The sequence below is a fragment of the Pseudomonas sp. X4 genome (assembly GCF_040784925.1).
Taxonomy (GTDB): domain Bacteria; phylum Pseudomonadota; class Gammaproteobacteria; order Pseudomonadales; family Pseudomonadaceae; genus Aquipseudomonas; species Aquipseudomonas putida_Z.
This window is the reverse complement of record NZ_CP160798.1, coordinates 2,817,580-2,834,388: the sequence shown is the minus strand read 5'-3', so window position 1 is coordinate 2,834,388 and position 16,809 is coordinate 2,817,580. Positions and strand designations below refer to the sequence as shown.

At 63.9% G+C, this 16,809-nt stretch carries 15 protein-coding genes; 5 read left to right on the top strand and 10 right to left on the bottom strand.

Annotated features, from left to right (window positions below):
* Positions 1–49 precede the first annotated feature (49 nt).
* The 8 genes from ABX298_RS12480 to bioB all read right to left on the bottom strand — a co-directional run bounded on the left by ABX298_RS12480 (position 50) and on the right by bioB (position 8,723).
* On the bottom strand, positions 50–1,333 hold the full coding sequence (locus ABX298_RS12480; RefSeq protein WP_025337436.1) for a diguanylate cyclase: 1,284 nt from the start codon (positions 1,331–1,333) through the stop codon (positions 50–52).
* Between the two features lie 315 nt (positions 1,334–1,648).
* Complete coding sequence (locus tag ABX298_RS12475) at positions 1,649–3,454, bottom strand: phenylacyl-CoA dehydrogenase (protein ID WP_085664092.1); 1,806 nt, start codon at positions 3,452–3,454, stop codon at positions 1,649–1,651.
* A 283-nt stretch (positions 3,455–3,737) separates the two neighbouring features.
* A complete protein-coding gene (locus tag ABX298_RS12470) occupies positions 3,738–4,034 on the bottom strand; it encodes a hypothetical protein (RefSeq protein WP_003258614.1) in 297 nt (98 codons plus the stop codon).
* Positions 4,035–4,264: 230 nt separating this feature from the next.
* Complete coding sequence (gene bioD / locus ABX298_RS12465; RefSeq protein WP_367394448.1) at positions 4,265–4,945, bottom strand: dethiobiotin synthase; 681 nt, start codon at positions 4,943–4,945, stop codon at positions 4,265–4,267.
* A gap of 10 nt (positions 4,946–4,955) precedes the next feature.
* Positions 4,956–5,774 carry a malonyl-ACP O-methyltransferase BioC gene (bioC, locus tag ABX298_RS12460; protein ID WP_075044392.1) on the bottom strand — a complete coding sequence of 273 codons (819 nt, stop codon included), beginning with the start codon at positions 5,772–5,774 and terminating at the stop codon, positions 4,956–4,958.
* Positions 5,767–6,498, bottom strand: coding sequence for an alpha/beta fold hydrolase (locus ABX298_RS12455; protein ID WP_054573687.1), 732 nt, complete (start codon positions 6,496–6,498; stop codon positions 5,767–5,769). The genes bioC and ABX298_RS12455 overlap by 8 nt, the downstream gene beginning before the upstream one ends.
* Positions 6,491–7,663, bottom strand: a complete 1,173-nt coding sequence (gene bioF, locus ABX298_RS12450) for an 8-amino-7-oxononanoate synthase (RefSeq protein WP_286100897.1) — start codon at positions 7,661–7,663, stop codon at positions 6,491–6,493. The genes ABX298_RS12455 and bioF overlap by 8 nt, the downstream gene beginning before the upstream one ends.
* Before the next feature lies 1 nt (position 7,664).
* A complete protein-coding gene (gene bioB / locus ABX298_RS12445) occupies positions 7,665–8,723 on the bottom strand; it encodes a biotin synthase BioB (RefSeq protein WP_013970556.1) in 1,059 nt (352 codons plus the stop codon).
* Positions 8,724–8,812: 89 nt separating this feature from the next.
* Here bioB and ABX298_RS12440 point away from each other — a divergent pair, with 89 nt between their 5' ends.
* The 4 genes from ABX298_RS12440 to rarD all read left to right on the top strand — a co-directional run bounded on the left by ABX298_RS12440 (position 8,813) and on the right by rarD (position 12,555).
* The gene (locus ABX298_RS12440) at positions 8,813–9,544 is read left to right on the top strand and encodes a ComF family protein (protein ID WP_367394447.1); all 732 of its coding nucleotides are present in this window, start codon (positions 8,813–8,815) and stop codon (positions 9,542–9,544) included.
* A 157-nt stretch (positions 9,545–9,701) separates the two neighbouring features.
* Entirely contained in the window at positions 9,702–10,466 is a 765-nt protein-coding gene (locus tag ABX298_RS12435; RefSeq protein ID WP_367394446.1) for a TOBE domain-containing protein, read from the top strand.
* 162 nt (positions 10,467–10,628) lie between these two features.
* Complete coding sequence (locus ABX298_RS12430; RefSeq protein WP_075044386.1) at positions 10,629–11,603, top strand: serine/threonine protein kinase; 975 nt, start codon at positions 10,629–10,631, stop codon at positions 11,601–11,603.
* 64 nt (positions 11,604–11,667) lie between these two features.
* A complete protein-coding gene (gene rarD / locus ABX298_RS12425; RefSeq protein ID WP_075044385.1) occupies positions 11,668–12,555 on the top strand; it encodes an EamA family transporter RarD in 888 nt (295 codons plus the stop codon).
* 349 nt (positions 12,556–12,904) lie between these two features.
* On the opposite strand, the gene ABX298_RS12420 is transcribed toward rarD, so the two are convergent.
* The gene (locus ABX298_RS12420) at positions 12,905–13,423 is read right to left on the bottom strand and encodes a glycine cleavage system protein R (protein WP_085591348.1); all 519 of its coding nucleotides are present in this window, start codon (positions 13,421–13,423) and stop codon (positions 12,905–12,907) included.
* A gap of 451 nt (positions 13,424–13,874) precedes the next feature.
* Here ABX298_RS12420 and ABX298_RS12415 point away from each other — a divergent pair, with 451 nt between their 5' ends.
* Positions 13,875–16,052 carry a malate synthase G gene (locus ABX298_RS12415; RefSeq protein ID WP_051101104.1) on the top strand — a complete coding sequence of 726 codons (2,178 nt, stop codon included), beginning with the start codon at positions 13,875–13,877 and terminating at the stop codon, positions 16,050–16,052.
* 139 nt (positions 16,053–16,191) lie between these two features.
* On the opposite strand, the gene ABX298_RS12410 is transcribed toward ABX298_RS12415, so the two are convergent.
* A complete protein-coding gene (locus tag ABX298_RS12410; protein ID WP_084785118.1) occupies positions 16,192–16,731 on the bottom strand; it encodes a response regulator in 540 nt (179 codons plus the stop codon).
* Positions 16,732–16,809: the final 78 nt, after the last annotated feature.

Below are 16,809 nucleotides of genomic sequence, written 5' to 3'. Positions count from 1 at the left end.
AACTTTTACGAGACATAGGGTCATCACTAGACCGTACAGTCTATTTCGGTCACGCCGTGCGTACTGCCCCTCGCTGCGATTGTTGCCCATGCACCATGACACAATTGCGCCCCGCGCCCTTGGCGCTGTACAGCGCCTGGTCGGCGGATTTCAGCACGGCTTCGGGGTTACGATGATCGGCCTGGCGCTCGGCCACGCCGATGCTGATGGTGACCGACACCGTGCCGCCACTGCTGCCCGCCCGCCGTTGGCGCCCGGTGGTATCGTCCTGCGGGCGGTTGTGCTGGTCGCGCAGGTGCATCACGTAGTTGGCGATCACTTCGCGCACGGCCTCCACGTGCGGCACGCATTCCTCGGCGGTCTTGCCAGCAAACACCAAGGCGAATTCCTCGCCGCCATAGCGGTATGCGCGGCCACCCCCGGTGACCTTGGACAGGCGGCTGGCAACCAGGCGCAGCACCTGGTCGCCGACGTCGTGGCCGTGGGTGTCGTTGAATTTCTTGAAGTGGTCGACATCGGTCATGGCGATCACATAGTTGCGCCCCAGGCGCTGCATGCGCTCGTTCAGCGCACGGCGCCCCGGCAGGCCGGTCAGCTCGTCGCGGAAGGCCATCTGGTAGGCCTCGTGCGCCACCGCTGCGGCGATCATCAGCATCACCTGGCTGCACATGATGTTCAGGGTGAACGGCAGAATGAAGGTTTGCGGCAGCATCCAGAAAATGCCCAGCAGGCCCATCACCTGCGCAGCATGCAGCGGCCGTGGCGCACGCAGGTATTGCACCACCAGCAGGATGAATACGCCGAGGAACAGCGGGTAGACCATCTGGATCAGGCTCATCCACTGGCCATGCAAAGTTGGCCAGCGGATTTCCGCCAACCAGGTCAGCAGCGCTTCGGGGTAGCTTTGCTCCAGGGCCACTGCCACGCTGCCCACGGCAAACAGCACGGCGCCACGGGCGACCAGGTCCTGCAGCAGGTGGGTGCGCTCCTGCCAGGCACCATACAGCCCGAACAGGGTGGGCAGCAGCAGGCACACCAGGTGGAAGATCACCGCCGCGTCCTCGCGCACGCGGCCATGGTCACGGTAGAAGTCGGTCTGGGTGTCGAGCAGGTAGTAGGCGATGTACACCGTGAGCATCAGGAACAGCTCGCGCTGACGACGGTACACCGCACAGTAGGCTCCGCCCAGCAGCAGGACCAAGGTGGGCAGGACGTTGAACAGCGATGTGAAAAAGACACTGAGGTCTCTCACATAGGCCGCGGCGAGGCCTGCCAGCAAAAGAATCAGCGAAGGCAGGAAGTGGCTCGCGCGAACAGCGTTAAAACGAAACAAGGGTAATCTCCAACCCGGCAGATCAATGGTGGCATTGTGCCCTTACTTCATCGGCAGTGCACATGAACAGTTGAATATGCGGATGGAATGAACAGGAAATTCCGGCGTGCACGCGATCATTGTGGGAGCGGCCTTGCGTCGCGAAAGGGGCGCGAAGCGGCCCCAGCTTTTTGTATCACTGCCGAAATTGCCGGGGTTGCTACGCAACCCTTTCGCGACGCAAGGCCGCTCCCACAGGGGATAGCGTTCAGCTTTCCAGAATGTAAAAACCCGCCTGCCGGTGAGGGCAGGCGGGTTTGGTTTACAGCGGCAGGATCAGTACGACAGGCCGAAGTGCTCTTCGTCCATCGCCATCAGGTTGTTGGCACCCGACAGCATGGTCGCCACGTGGGTACGGGTACGCGGCAGGATGCGCTGGAAGTAGAAGCGCGCGGTCTGCAGCTTGGCGGTGTAGAACGCTTCTTCGCTGGTGCCGGCAGCCAGTTTCTCGGCCGCCAGGCGGGCGATGTCGGCCCAGAAGTAGGCCAGGCAGGCGTAGCCGGAATACATCAGGTAATCGACCGAGGCCGCACCCACTTCTTCGCGGTCCTTCATGGCGGCCATACCCACTTTCATGGTCAGCTCGCCCCATTCCTTGTTCAGCGCCGCCAGCGGTTCGACGAACTCCTTGACCGCTTCGTTGCCTTCCTGCGCCTGGCAGAACTTGTGCACGATCTTGGTGAAGCCCTTCAGCGCTTCGCCCTGGGTCATCAGCACCTTGCGGCCGAGCAGGTCCAGGGCCTGAATGCCGGTGGTGCCTTCGTACAGCATGGAAATGCGGCTGTCGCGCACGTTCTGCTCCATGCCCCACTCGGCGATGAAGCCGTGGCCACCGTAGATCTGCACGCCGTGGTTGGCGGCTTCGAAGCCGACCTCGGTCATGAACGCCTTGGCGATCGGGGTCAGGAACGCCAGCAGGGCATCGGCCTTCTTGCGCTCTTCTTCATCCTGGCTGTACTTGACGATGTCCACCTGCTTGGCAGTGAAGTACACCATCGCGCGGTTGCCTTCGGCGAAGGCCTTCATGGTCAGCAGCATGCGACGCACGTCCGGGTGGACGATGATCGGGTCAGCAGCCTTGTCCGGTGCTTTCGGGCCGGTCAGGGAACGCATCTGCAGGCGCTCACGGGCGTACTTCAGGCCACCCTGGAACGCTACTTCGGCGTGGGCCAGGCCTTGCAGCGCGGTACCCAGGCGAGCGGTGTTCATGAAGGTGAACATGCAGTTCAGGCCTTTGTTGGCCGGGCCGATCAGGTAGCCGGTAGCGCCGTCGAAGTTCATCACGCAGGTGGCGTTGCCGTGGATACCCATCTTGTGTTCGATCGAGCCGCAGCTCACGCCGTTGCGCTCGCCCACACCACCTTCGGCGTTGGGCAGGAACTTCGGCACGATGAACAGCGAGATGCCCTTGGTGCCAGCCGGTGCGTCCGGCAGGCGGGCCAGGACGATATGGACGATGTTGTCGGCCATGTCGTGCTCACCGGCCGAAATGAAGATCTTGGTGCCCGACACCTTGTAGCTGCCGTCGGCCTGTGGCTCGGCCTTGGTGCGCAGCATGCCCAGGTCGGTACCGCAGTGCGGCTCGGTCAGGCACATGGTGCCGGTCCACTCGCCGGATACCAGCTTGGTCAGGTAGGTGTGCTGCTGCTCGGCGGTGCCGTGCGCAGAGATGGTGTTCATCGCGCCGTGCGACAGGCCCGGGTACATGCCCCACGACCAGTTCGAACCACCGACCATTTCGCTCAGGGCCAGGCCCAGCGATTCCGGCAGGCCCTGGCCGCCGTGCTCGACGTCATGCGCCAGGCTCGGCCAGCCGCCTTCGACGAACTGTTCGTAGGCCTCTTTGAAACCAGTCGGGGTTTTCACGCCCGACTCGCTCCAGGTGCAGCCTTCCTGGTCACCCACGCGGTTCAGTGGCGACAGCACCTGCTCACAGAACTTCGCGCCTTCTTCGAGGATCGCGTCGACCATGTCGGGCGTGGCGTCCTGGCAACCCGGCAGGCTCTGATAGTGCGCCTCATAGCCGAGCAGCTCGTCGCGAACGAAGCGGATATCACGCAAGGGGGCTTTGTAATCAGGCATTGCGATGAACCTCTAGGTGAGTTCTGTGGGGTGACCCGCACTTGGCGGCCGTCGATCAAACAGTTGTTTGAAACTTACGTTTAGCTCCGCCTTATGTCAAGGATGGACTATGGTGCCATTTACGCCACGAAAAATGGCAAATGCGCCAAGTCATGAGACGTCCCCCTGTGGGAGCGGGTTTACCCACGAATGGACCAGCCCGGAAAAGAGTTGTCCGGGCGGACGCATTCGCGGGTAAACCCGCTCCCACAGGGATAGCGTTAGGTTCGGAAAGGCCGCCGTATCAGGCGTAGGTGTCGATGATCCGGCCGAGCATTTCGTCGGATGCCTTGGCGACCTTTGCGCCAAGCTCGACTTCGAGTTTGCCCACGGCCAGCTGCACGGTGCTGGTGGCCAGGTCCATCTGCTGGCTGCGGTCGACCGCGCGCAGGCGTTCGGCCTGAAAATCGCTGGACTGGCTGGTGGCGCTACGTTCGGCGGTGGTGCTGGCGATCTGGCTGGCGGCCTGATCGACGCGGTTCTGGCCGGTCTGGATTGCGCTCAGGCCCGCGTAGTAGGCGGAGCTACCGGTGATTTCCATGTCAGGACTCCATTGACGCTGGATGACGAACAGGCCCAATTAAAGCAGGCCAGGGGTGAAAAGGCCCGTTTAAATCCCTAATGGCCTGGTGCCATTTGATAGGCCTTGGGTATTCCTGTACCGGCCTCTTCGCGGGTAAACCCGCTCCCACAGGTACTGCACAAGTCTCAAAAACTGAGGAGATCCTGTGGGAGCGGGTTTACCCGCGAAAGGGCCGAGCCTGGAAACGGCTAATCCAGCAGATCCAGCTGAAGGTGTTCAGCCACCATGTCGGCACTGGCCTGCTTCAATTTGGGCACCCGCCCCAAACATGGCGCTGGCAAACGCTCGGCCAGACTGGCCAGGTTCTCTTCCAGTCGCGAAGTACGCGGCTCGATGATGTTCGCCACCCATCCCGCCAATTGCAGCCCGTCACGCTCGATTGCCTCAGCACTTAGCAAGGCATGGCTGATACAGCCGAGCCGCACACCGACCACCAGAATCACCGGCAACCGCAGGGCCACCGCAAGGTCGGAAAGATTTTCCAGCCCCGACAACGGCACGCGCCAGCCACCGGCCCCCTCGATCAGGGTGAAGTCGGCATTTTGTTGCAGCACATTGAGCATCGCCGCCAACAGCTCCGGCACGGCAAGCGTTACCCCCGCCTCGCGCGCTGCAACATGGGGTGCGATAGCCGGTTCGAAGGCAAACGGGTTGACCTGTTCGTAGGGCAGCTTGATCGTGCTTTCATCGATCAGCGCCTGAGCGTCACTGTTGCGCAAGCCTTTCGGTGTCATGGTGCAACCGGAGGCCACCGGCTTGGCCCCCAGCGTGCTCATGCCCTGCAACCGCGCCGCATGCAACAGCCCGGCAGCGATGGTGGTCTTGCCAACATCGGTATCGGTACCGGCAATGAAATAGGCCTGGCTCATCTCGCTCCCCTTACACCTGTGGCTTGCGCAACAAACCATAGACCACCTGATAGGTGGCTGGCAGCCCCTCAGGCTGGCGAAATGCCTCATAAGCCTGCAGCAGGCCCTGCATGCGTGCCCGACCAGTAAGCCCGGAAGGCCGGCCAGGGTTCAGATTGTGGGCACCGAGGGCCTTGAGTTCATGGGTCAGGCTGCGTACATCCGGGTAGTGCAGCACGTGCGGGCAGCGCTGCAGCCCAAGCTGTTCGAAGCCGCTGGCTGCGCACAGGCGCTGATAGTCCTCGAAACGGCGGAAGCGGTTCACATGCACCAGGCCATCCACCGCCTGCCAACTGGCGCGCAGTTCATCGAGGGTACCCACACACAGGCTGCTGAAGGCCAGCACGCCGCCCGGGCGCAGCACTCGCAGCGCTTCTGCCAGCACACTGGCGAACTGGTCGCACCACTGCACGGCCAGGCTGGTGAACACCAGGTCGACGCTGGCATCACGCAGCGGCAAACGCTCGGCGTCACCGGCCACGTGATAGAGCGCCCCGCCCTGTTCGTTGCGGGCATGGCACAACATGCCCTCGGCGATATCCACCGCCACACCGCTGGCCTGGGTGAAACGCTCGGCCAGCGCCCGGCTGAAATGGCCGGTGCCGCTGCCCAGGTCCAGCCAGCGCGACGGCTGCAGGCCTTCCGGCAACTGCTCCAGCAAGCTCGAACCCACCGCGCGCTGCAAGGCTGCCACGCTGTCGTAACTGGCTGCGGCGCGGGAGAACGAGGCCGCTACCTGGCGCTTGTCGGGCAGCGCACCGGGCAGGGTCGGACGGGAAAGGTCAGTCATCGCCACTCTCATGCAGAAAACTCTTGATGCCCGCCGCCAGTTCCTGCGGGTACTCCAGCAGGAACGCGTGGGAACTGTCTTCGACCAGGCCCACTTCCACATCGGGCAGCAGCTCGCTCAGCGCTTTTGCCGCCTCTGCCGGCACCAGCGCATCGCTGCCGGCGAACAGGTGCAACTGCGGGCCACCGTAGGCCTGCAATGCTTCGCGGGTGTCCAGCTTGGCCAGCACCTCAAGGCCGGTGGCCAGGTACAGCGGGTCGGTGTCCGGTACGCCGACACCCAGCTGGCGCAGCAGGGTGCGCGGTTGCAGGGCACCGTCGCTGCACAAGGTACGGAAGCGCTTCAGGGTGACCTGGGTATGGCTGCGGCAGCCGTCGAGGAAGGTGCCGAAAGTGTCTTCGGCCATGCCGTGGGGCCAGTCGGGGCGAGCCACGAAACTGGGGTTGCTGGCCAGGGTCAGCAGGCCACAGCAATGGTCGCCGCGTTTGTGCGCCAGCGCGCTGGCCAGCATGCCGCCTAACGACCAGCCGCCCAGCCAGACATCGCTCGGCAGCTTGCGGTCGAGGTGGTCGACCCAGGCCTGCACATCGCTGTGGGCCAGTTCCGGCAAGGGCATCAGCTCTACCTGCAGGCGGGCGTCCTGGGCACGCAGGCTGGCGGCCAGCGGCTCCAGAGAAGCAGTGCCCAGGCCCCAACCAGGCAACAGAACAAGTCGATTACGCATCGGCGCTCTCCAACTGTGGATAACACTCGGCCAATGCATTCAACAATAGCTGCACCTGCGCCTCGCTGTGCGCGGCGCTCAATGTCACCCGCAGGCGTGCGCTGCCCGCCGGCACGGTGGGCGGGCGGATGGCCGTCACCAGCAAGCCGCGCTCGCGCAGCATGCGTGACAGGCGCAGGGCCTGTGCGCTGTCGCCGATGACGATCGGCTGGATCGGCGTCGGGCTGTCCATCAATTCCAGGCCGATCTGCTGCGCGCCTTCACGGAACTGGCGGATCAGCGCGGCCAGGTGCTCGCGGCGCCAGGCCTCGCGGCGCAGCAGTTCCAGGCTCTTGAGGGTGGCGCAGGCCAGCGCCGGTGGCTGGCTGGTGGTGTAGATGTACGGGCGGGCGAACTGCACCAGCGCCTCGATCAGCTCTTCGCTGCCGGCCACAAAGGCGCCAGCGGTACCACAGGCCTTGCCCAGCGTACCGATCAACACCGGCACATCTTCAACGCCCAGGCCGAAGTGCTCGACGATACCGCCACCCTGGGTGCCGAGGGTGCCCAGGCCATGGGCATCATCGACCATCAGCCAGGCACCGCGGGCGCGGGCGACATCGGCCAGCGCCGGCAGGTCGGCCAGGTCGCCGTCCATGCTGAACACGCCATCGGTCACTACCAGGGTATTGCCGACGGCCTTGTCCAGGCGGCTGGCCAGGCTGGCCGGGTCGTTGTGCAGGTAGCGGTTGAAACGGGCGCCGCTAAGCAACCCGCCATCCAGCAGCGAAGCGTGGTTCAGGCGGTCCTGCAGCACCGTGTCGCCCTGCCCCACCAGCGCGGTGATGGCGCCCAGGTTGGCCATGTAGCCGGTGGAGAACAGCAGCGCACGCGGGCGCCCGGTGAGTTCGGCCAAGGCCTCTTCCACCTGGTGGTGCGGCGTACTGTGGCCGATCACCAGGTGCGAGGCACCGCCACCGACACCCCAGCGCTCGGCGCCGGCCTGCCAGGCGGCAATCACCTCGGGGTGGTTGGCCAGGCCCAGGTAGTCATTGCTGCAGAAGGCCAGCAAGCGCTGGCCATCGACCACCACTTCCGGCCCCTGCGGGCTTTCCAGCAGTGGCCGCTGCCGATACAGGTCTGCGGCGCGCCGTTCGGCCAGGCGCGCTGCCAGGTCAAAGGCCATTTCAGGCTGTCGCGGCGTTGTAGAACATCTCGCTGCTGCGCTGCTCGACCAGCGCCTGCTCGATGGCCGCCTGGTGCACTTCGTCGGCGTGCTCTTCACGCGCTTCGGGCTTGATGCCCAGGCGTGCGAACAGCTGCATGTCCTTGTCGGCCTGCGGGTTGGCGGTAGTCAGCAGTTTTTCGCCGTAGAAGATCGAGTTGGCGCCGGCCATGAAGGCCAGGGCCTGCATCTGCTCGTTCATCTGCTCGCGGCCGGCGGACAGGCGCACGTGCGACTTGGGCATGAGGATACGGGCCACGGCCAGCATACGGATGAAGTCGAACGGGTCGACGTCTTCTTCCTCAGCCAGCGGCGTGCCGGCCACCTTGACCAGCATGTTGATCGGCACCGACTCCGGGTGTTCGGGCAGGTTGGCCAGCTGGATCAGCAGGCCGGCGCGGTCGTCCAGCGACTCGCCCATGCCGAGGATGCCGCCGGAGCAGATCTTCATCCCGGCATCGCGCACGTAGGCCAGGGTCTGCAGGCGCTCGCTGTAGGTGCGGGTGGTGATGATGCTGCCGTAGAACTCCGGCGAGGTGTCGAGGTTGTGGTTGTAGTAGTCCAGGCCGGCCTGGGCCAGGGCCTTGGTCTGCTCCTGGTCGAGCTTGCCGAGGGTCATGCAGGTTTCCAGGCCCATGGCCTTGACGCCTTTGACCATCTCCAGCACGTAGGGCATGTCTTTGGCCGACGGGTGCTTCCACGCCGCGCCCATGCAGAAGCGGGTGGAACCGATGGCTTTGGCGCGGGCGGCTTCTTCCAGCACCTTCTGCACTTCCATCAGCTTCTGTTTTTCCAGCCCGGTGTTGTAGTGGCCGGACTGTGGACAATATTTGCAATCTTCCGGGCAGGCGCCGGTCTTGATCGACAGCAGGGTCGAAACCTGCACGCGGTTCGGGTCGAAATGCGCGCGGTGCACGGTCTGCGCCTGGAACAGCAAGTCATTGAACGGTTGCTGGAACAGCGCCTTGACCTCGGCCAGGGACCAGTCGTGACGTGTTGTTGCAGTTGTGCTGGCGCTCATTGGCGTTTCCTTGTTTAGGCTGAAGCAGGCGCCGGGACAGGAAAGCCCGCCAGCGCATCACGGATAGCTCGCATAGTCATGGAAGGCCTATGAACTGTCAACCACACTGGAAACGACTGGTTTACAAGTGCTCACTTATTAACCAATCGTGTTTGCTGTGCGATGAACCTGCCGAGCAGGCCTACCCGCTGTGCGTCGCCTGCGAGCAGGAACTGCCCTGGCTGGGCGATCATTGCCTGCGCTGCGCCCTACCGTTGCCCATGGCCGGCCTGACTTGCGCCCAGTGCCAGCGCCGCGCACCGGCCTTCGAGCAGGTGCTTGCACTGTGGCATTTCGGCTTTCCGGTGGACACGCTGATCAGCCGTTTCAAGCACAACCGCCAGTGGCCCTTGGGGCGCCTGATGGCCGAATTGCTCGCGCATGGGCTGCTGCACCGCTTTACCGAAGGGCTGCCGCGCCCCGACCTGTTGTTGCCTGTACCCTTGGCCAAACGTCGATTACGGGAGCGGGGGTTCAACCAGGCGGGGATGCTCGGGCGCTGGCTGTCGTCGCAGGTGGGGGTACGTTGCGACGAGCGGTTGCTGCTGCGCACACGGGAGACACCTGCGCAGCAACAACTGGACGCCAAGGCCAGGCAACGCAACTTGCGCCTGGCGTTTACCGTCACGGGCAAGCTGACGGGCAAGCACGTCGCCATTGTCGATGACGTGTTGACCACCGGTGCGACCGCGCAGGCGGTTGCCCAAGTGCTGCGCAAGGCCGGTGCGCGGCGGGTGGATGTGTATTGCCTGGCGCGTACGCCCAAGCCGGGGTATGTATGACGTGTGGGAGCGGCCTTGTGTCGCGAAAGGGCTGCGTAGCAGCCCCAGGATCTCTGCCACGGCCAAAATCGCTGGGGCTGCTACGCAGCCCTTTCGCGACACAAGGCCGCTCCCACACAAGCTACACTTCGCTGCCACTTACAATGACCGAATGCCCATGTCCCTGCCCCCCCACCTCACCCAGCACATCGCCCGCCGCCCCCAGCGCATCGCGCTGCTGCAGCACATTGCCGAAGAAGGTTCGATCACCCGCGCCGCCAAGGCTGCGGGCATCAGCTACAAGGCCGCCTGGGACGCCATCGACGAACTCAACAACCTGGCCAGCCAGCCCCTCGTCGAGCGCAGTACCGGCGGGCGTGGTGGCGGTGGTGCCCGTCTGTCGCCGGAAGGCCAGCGGGTTCTGCGCCTGTATCAGAGGCTGCAGGCCCTTCAGGCGCAAATCCTTGAAGCGGCCGAGGAGTCCAGCGACCTCGACCTACTCGGCCGGCTGATGCTGCGTACCAGCGCGCGCAACCAGTTGCAGGGCCAGGTCAGTGGCCTGCGCCGCGAGGGACGGCATGATCGCGTCAGCCTGGCGTTGGGTGGCGGGTTGGAGATCGAGGCATTGATCACCCACGACAGCACCGCACGGCTGGAGCTGACGCTGGGGACGACGGTAGTGGCGCTGCTCAAGGCGGGGTGGGTTAGGTTGCTGGCCGACGAGGAACAGGCCGAAGCGGGTAGCAATTGCCTGCGGGCGACAGTGGAGGAGGTGCTGGCGGAGGCTGATGGGCCTGGTGAGCTCCGGTTGGCGTTGGGGAATGGGCAGACGTTGTGTGCGTTTGCCGAGACGGATTGGTTGGCTGGGCAGCGGGTGGCAGCAGGCAGTTCGGTGCGGGTTCAATTTCATCCCTCTTATGTATTGCTTGGGATTCCTGCATAGCCAGGCCGCGCTTTGCGCGGTTCGCGGGCTTGCCCGCTCCCACAGGGACCGCGCAGCCGCCAGGGAAACGATGCACCTGTGGGAGCGGGTTTACCCGCGAAGAGGCCGGTACAGGCATAACGCGCTACCATGGCCCCCACGCCGCCTACCCCCGGAGCCACCATGTCCCACCCCTTCGACACCCTCACCCCCGACCTGGTCCTGGACGCCGTGGAAAGCCTGGGCTTTCTCAGCGATGCCCGGGTGCTGGCGCTGAACAGCTACGAAAACCGCGTCTACCAGGTGGGCATCGAGGGCGCGCAACCGCTGATCGCCAAGTTCTACCGCCCAGGCCGCTGGAGCGACGCGGCCATCCTCGAAGAGCACAGCTTCACCGCCGAACTGGCCGACTGCGAAGTGCCGGTGGTCGCCCCGCTGCAGCACGACGGCCGCACCCTGTTCGAACACCAGGGCTTCCGCTTCACCCTGTTCCCCCGCCGCGGCGGCCATGCGCCGGAGCCGGGCAACCTCGACCAGCTCTACCGCCTCGGCCAGTTGCTCGGCCGCCTGCACGCCGTGGGCGCCAGCAAACCGTTCGAGCACCGTGAGGCGCTGGCTGTGGACAACTTCGGTCATGCCTCGCTGAATACTCTGCTGGAAGGCGACTTCGTCCCCCGCGAACTGCTGCCAGCGTTCGAATCGGTGGCCCGCGACCTGCTCAAGCGGGTGGAGGACATCTATGCCCGCACGCCGCACCAGCTCATCCGCCTGCATGGTGACCTGCACCCCGGCAACCTTATGCACCGCGACGAGGTGTACCACGTGGTCGACCTCGACGACTGCCGCATGGGCCCGGCGGTGCAGGACTTGTGGATGATGCTGGCCGGCAGCCGCGAGGAACGCCTGGGGCAACTGGCCGAACTGATCGACGGCTACAACGAGTTCCACGACTTCGACCCGCGCGAGCTGGCCCTGATCGAACCCCTGCGCGCCCTGCGCCAGCTGCACTACAGCGCCTGGCTGGCGCGGCGCTGGGACGACCCGGCATTCCCGCCGAGCTTCCCCTGGTTCGGCCAGCCACGCTACTGGGGAGACCAGATTCTCGCCCTGCGCGAGCAAATGGCCGCACTGGATGAAGCGCCGCTGAAATTGTTCTAGAAGCACGCCCGCCTCTGTCTACAATAGGCGTCGCTTTATTTAGCTACCTAAGCAAGGATTCTGCATGCACGCCGCAAACCCGCGTCGCGGGTACCTACTGGGCCTCAGCGCCTACATCATCTGGGGGCTGTTCCCCCTCTACTTCAAGGCAATCCAGAGCGTCCCAGCGGTGGAGATCATTGTCCACCGGGTGCTCTGGTCGGCTTTGTTCGGCTCGTTGCTGCTACTGGTGTGGAAACACCCAGGCTGGTGGCGTGAGCTGCGTGACAACCCGCGCCGGCTGGGCATCCTGGCCCTGAGCGGGGCGCTGATCGCCGGCAACTGGCTGACCTACGTATGGTCGGTGAACAACGGGCGCATGCTCGAGGCCAGCCTTGGTTACTACATCAACCCACTGATCAATGTGCTGCTGGGCATGCTGATTCTCGGCGAGCGCCTGCGGCGCCTGCAGTGGCTGGCAGTGGCCATGGCCGCCGTGGGTGTGGCCCAGCAGGTGTGGCAGGTGGGCAGCCTGCCGTGGGTATCGCTGGTGCTGGCGCTGAGCTTCGGCTTCTATGGGCTGATTCGCAAACAGGCACCAGTGGCGGCACTGCCAGGCCTGGTGGTGGAAACCTGGATGCTGGTACCGCTGGCCCTTGGCTGGCTGTTGCTGCACCCGGCGGCGACAAGTGCCCAGGGCGCGTTCTACACCAGCAGCGAAGCGTTGTGGCTGATGGCTGCGGGGCCGGTGACACTGGTGCCGCTGGTGTGCTTCAACGCTGCCGCGCGGCACTTGCCGTACACCACGCTGGGCTTCCTGCAGTACCTGGCGCCGACCCTGGTGCTGCTGCAGGCGGTACTGCTGTTCGATGAGCACTTGTCGTCGAGTAACTTGATGGCGTTCATGTTCATCTGGGCAGGTTTGGCGATTTACAGCGTCGATGCGTGGGTCAGTTTGCGCAAGCGCAGCTGATCAAAAAATGACCATAACTCTGCCGGCCTTGTGATTCGTGGCCTGCAGAGACATCTCCAAAGGTTATCCACACCCTCGTCCCCGTGCTTTGTGCACAAGCTGCTGATTTTTGGGTGTTTTTTGATCAAAGCCGTGTAAGGCGCGCGCCGTCTGGGCTGGAGAGGGGAACCCCCAGGTTATCCACAGGGCCTTCCCCGTGATATCGGGATAACCGCAGGGGGCTGCTTTGCAGCCCTTTCGCCGGCAAGCCAGCTCCCACAGGGATAGCGCATGGCTTGAGGTCAATGCGGTCGAGGTGGGAGCTGGCTTGCCGGCGAAAAGGCCGCAACGCGGCCCCGGCAATCTCGGATCAATCCTCCGGCCGCAGCTTCAACTCCACCATCAAGTCGTCCGCCAGGCTCTCCAGCTTCTGCTGCAAATCCTCCAGCGACAGGGTCAACGGCAATGCCAGCAAGGCATCGGCATGGAACAGCGGCTCGCTGCTCATGGGCGCCGGCCGCACCTCAGTGGTAAACCGCTCAAGGTTCACCCCCAGGTCCGCCAGCAGGCGGGTGATATCACGCACGATCCCCGGCCGGTCATTACCTACCAGCTCCATGGCAATCGGCTTCCAGGTACACGACGGCTCGATGCCGCTCTCGGCGATCAGCACGCGAATGTCATATCGGACCAACCCCTGCAGCGAAGCCACCAGCTCGTCGTAGTTTTCCGCCGGCACCGCCACCCGCAGGATGCCGGCAAACTGCCCGGCCATGCGCGACATGCGGCTTTCCAGCCAGTTGCCACTGTGGTCGGCGATGCACTGGGCAATGCGCTCGACCTGGCCGGCCTTGTCAGGGGCAATCACAGTCAGTACAAGATGATCCACAAGCCCTTCCTCGTGTCGGACCGCGCCGTGCGGCAGAAAATCGGGGGATCGACTCAGTATAGGCAAGGCGCGGCAACCTGCCGCAGGGCAATCCGCATAACGAATCGTGTACTGTTTCAAGATTTATCTGGAACAATCCACCTGTTTTTTGCGAACATACTCACTCCCAGCGTGACCATACGCGACCAACGGGTCGCATAACGGCGCTTTTAGTCTGATTTTGCCCCGCCTACTGCTTCATGTAGTATCCCGTGGCGCGGACTACAAAACGTCGTTTGGATGTCTGCCAAGGCGCCTGTGAAAATACGCACACTGTCTGCCAGCCGGTCTGGCAGGCCGCACCCAGCCGCGCTCGGGGCTTTACTCGGGGGCATGCACTGGTGCCGTGTTTAGAGAAGCGCTACAGGCTTAATACAGAAGAGCGAAATAGCTGAGCAGAGTGAGGCAAGCAATGACTGGATACGTTCAAGTCGGTGGCCTTCAGGTCGCCAAGGTCCTGTACGACTTCGTGAACAACGAAGCCATCCCAGGGACCGGCATCGTCGCCGAGCAGTTCTGGGCGGGTGCAGAGAAGATCATCAATGACCTCGCTCCAAAGAACAAAGCCCTGCTCGCCAAGCGCGACGAGCTGCAAGCCAAGATCGACGCCTGGCACCAGGCACGCAAAGGCCAGGCCCACGACGCCGTAGCCTACAAAGCATTCCTCCAGGAAATCGGCTACCTGCTGCCACAAGCCGACGATTTCCAGGCCACCACCCAGAACGTGGACGAAGAAATCGCCCACATGGCCGGCCCGCAGCTGGTCGTACCGGTGATGAACGCCCGCTTCGCCCTGAACGCCGCCAACGCCCGTTGGGGTTCGCTGTACGACGCGCTGTATGGCACCGATGCCATCAGCGATGAAGGCGGCGCCGAGAAAGGCCAAGGCTACAACAAGGTACGTGGCGACAAGGTCATCGCCTTCGCCCGCGCATTCCTCGACGAAGCCGCGCCACTGGCGGCCGGCTCGCACGTCGACTCCACCGGCTACCGCATCGAAGGTGGCAAGCTGGTAGTTGCCCTGAAAGGCGGCAGCAACAGCGGCCTGCGTGACGACGCCCAGCTGATCGGCTTCCATGGCGATGCCGCCGCGCCGACTGCCGTGCTGCTCAAGCACAACGGCCTGCACTTCGAAATCCAGGTCGATGCCAGCACCCCGGTCGGCAGCACCGACGCCGCCGGCGTGAAAGACATCCTGATGGAATCGGCGCTGACCACCATCATGGACTGCGAAGACTCGGTTGCCGCCGTCGACGCCGACGACAAGGTGATCGTCTACCGCAACTGGCTGGGCCTGATGAAAGGCGACCTGGCCGAAAGCGTGAGCAAGGGTGGCAAGACCTTCACCCGCACCATGAACCCGGACCGCGAATACGCCGCGCCCAACGGCGGCAGCGTGACCCTGCACGGCCGTTCGCTGCTGTTCGTGCGCAACGTTGGCCACCTGATGACCAACCCGGCGATCCTCGACGCCCAAGGCAACGAAATCCCCGAAGGCATCCAGGACGGCCTGTTCACCAACCTGATCGCCCTGCACAACCTCAATGGCAACACCAGCCGCAAGAACACCCGCAGCGGCAGCGTGTACATCGTCAAGCCGAAGATGCACGGCCCGGAGGAAGTAGCCTTCGCAGCCGAGATCTTCAGCCAGGTCGAAGACCTGCTGGGCATGAAGCGCAACACCGTCAAGGTCGGCATCATGGACGAGGAGCGCCGTACCACGGTCAACCTCAAGTCGTGCATCAAGGCCGCAGCCGAGCGCGTGGTGTTCATCAACACCGGCTTCCTCGACCGCACCGGCGATGAAATCCACACCTCGATGGAAGCCGGCGCCGTGGTGCGCAAGGGCGCCATGAAGAACGAGAAGTGGATCGGTGCCTACGAGAACAACAACGTCGATGTCGGCCTGGCCACCGGCCTGCAAGGCCGTGCGCAGATCGGCAAAGGCATGTGGGCCATGCCCGACCTGATGGCGGCCATGCTCGAGCAGAAGATCGCCCACCCGCTGGCCGGTGCCAACACCGCCTGGGTGCCGTCGCCGACCGCCGCCACCCTGCATGCCCTGCACTACCACAAGGTGGACGTACAGGCGCGTCAGCGTGAACTGGCTTCGCGTACCCCGGCGTCGGTGGACGACATCTTGGCCATCCCGCTGGCCGCCGACACCAACTGGTCGGCCGAAGAAATCCGCAACGAACTGGACAACAACGCCCAGGGCATCCTCGGCTACGTGGTGCGCTGGATCGACCAGGGTGTGGGTTGCTCGAAGGTGCCAGACATCAACAACGTCGGCCTGATGGAAGACCGCGCCACCCTGCGCATTTCGGCCCAGCTGCTGGCCAACTGGCTGCGCCATGGCGTGGTCAGCCAGGAGCAGGTGCTGGAAAGCCTCAAGCGCATGGCCGTGGTGGTCGACCAGCAGAACGCCGGCGACGCCCTGTATCGCCCGATGGCACCGAACTTCGACGACAACGTCGCGTTCCAGGCTGCGGTAGAGCTGGTGGTGGAAGGTGGCAAGCAGCCGAACGGCTATACCGAGCCGGTACTGCACCGCCGTCGCCGCGAGTTCAAGGCGCGTAACGGGCTGTAAGCGACATCTGCGACAGGGGGCCGCTTTGCGGCCCAATCGCCGGCAAGCCAGCTCCCACAGGGACTGCACAGGCCTCAAACGCTGTGCGGTCCCTGTGGGAGCTGGCTTGCCGGCGATGAGGCCGGAACAGGCTCCTCAGCTAAGCGATCTGCAGTTCTTTCTTCACCAGCTCCAGCAGCCTGTCCAGATCGACCGGCTTCAGCAGAAAATCCACCACCCCCAGGTGCATCACGTCCACCGCCTCTTTCACATCGGTGTCGCCCGACACCACGATGATCGACAACGCCGCCCGTTCCGACTCGCGAATCTGCCGGATCAGGTCCAGGCCATCCTCGGGCTGCATGCGCAAATCCGTGATCATCAAGCCGATTCGTTGCTGGTAGTGCAGGTATAGCCTGGCTTCCTCGGCCCCATCCGCTCCGACACAGTCGATCCCCCGGCTTTTCAGGTACAGGATCAGCGCCTCACGGTTCACCGCATTGTCATCCACCACCAGCACCAGTGGCTTGGCAGCCACGGGCGCACTTACGACGGCCAATGCCTCGCGCTCGGCGTCGCTCAGGATGTCGTGTTGCTCAGGCATGCTCATCTCGTCAAAAAAATTCCGCTTCAGCATTAGGACCGCAGAACTTGCGTAACCCGGCTGGCCTTTCGTCGGGTCTTTGACAGGGGCGCTCATAGACTTACGTCCAATGGGCACCACCCCGCCGCAAGCCGACCATGGAGGCAGAGAACAACATGGCCGGCACCTATATAT

Coding starts and splice junctions, on each gene's coding strand:
- ABX298_RS12475 (WP_085664092.1), bottom strand. CDS start 3,454: ATGCCTGATTACAAAGCCCCCTTGCGTGATATCCGCTTCGTTCGCGAC.
- ABX298_RS12470 (WP_003258614.1), bottom strand. CDS start 4,034: ATGGAAATCACCGGTAGCTCCGCCTACTACGCGGGCCTGAGCGCAATC.
- ABX298_RS12455 (WP_054573687.1), bottom strand. CDS start 6,498: ATGCGTAATCGACTTGTTCTGTTGCCTGGTTGGGGCCTGGGCACTGCT.
- ABX298_RS12415 (WP_051101104.1), top strand. CDS start 13,875: ATGACTGGATACGTTCAAGTCGGTGGCCTTCAGGTCGCCAAGGTCCTG.
- bioD (WP_367394448.1), bottom strand. CDS start 4,945: ATGAGCCAGGCCTATTTCATTGCCGGTACCGATACCGATGTTGGCAAG.
- ABX298_RS12410 (WP_084785118.1), bottom strand. CDS start 16,731: ATGAGCGCCCCTGTCAAAGACCCGACGAAAGGCCAGCCGGGTTACGCA.
- ABX298_RS12440 (WP_367394447.1), top strand. CDS start 8,813: ATGAACTGTCAACCACACTGGAAACGACTGGTTTACAAGTGCTCACTT.
- bioF (WP_286100897.1), bottom strand. CDS start 7,663: ATGGCCTTTGACCTGGCAGCGCGCCTGGCCGAACGGCGCGCCGCAGAC.
- bioC (WP_075044392.1), bottom strand. CDS start 5,774: ATGACTGACCTTTCCCGTCCGACCCTGCCCGGTGCGCTGCCCGACAAG.
- ABX298_RS12430 (WP_075044386.1), top strand. CDS start 10,629: ATGTCCCACCCCTTCGACACCCTCACCCCCGACCTGGTCCTGGACGCC.
- bioB (WP_013970556.1), bottom strand. CDS start 8,723: ATGAGCGCCAGCACAACTGCAACAACACGTCACGACTGGTCCCTGGCC.
- rarD (WP_075044385.1), top strand. CDS start 11,668: ATGCACGCCGCAAACCCGCGTCGCGGGTACCTACTGGGCCTCAGCGCC.
- ABX298_RS12435 (WP_367394446.1), top strand. CDS start 9,702: ATGTCCCTGCCCCCCCACCTCACCCAGCACATCGCCCGCCGCCCCCAG.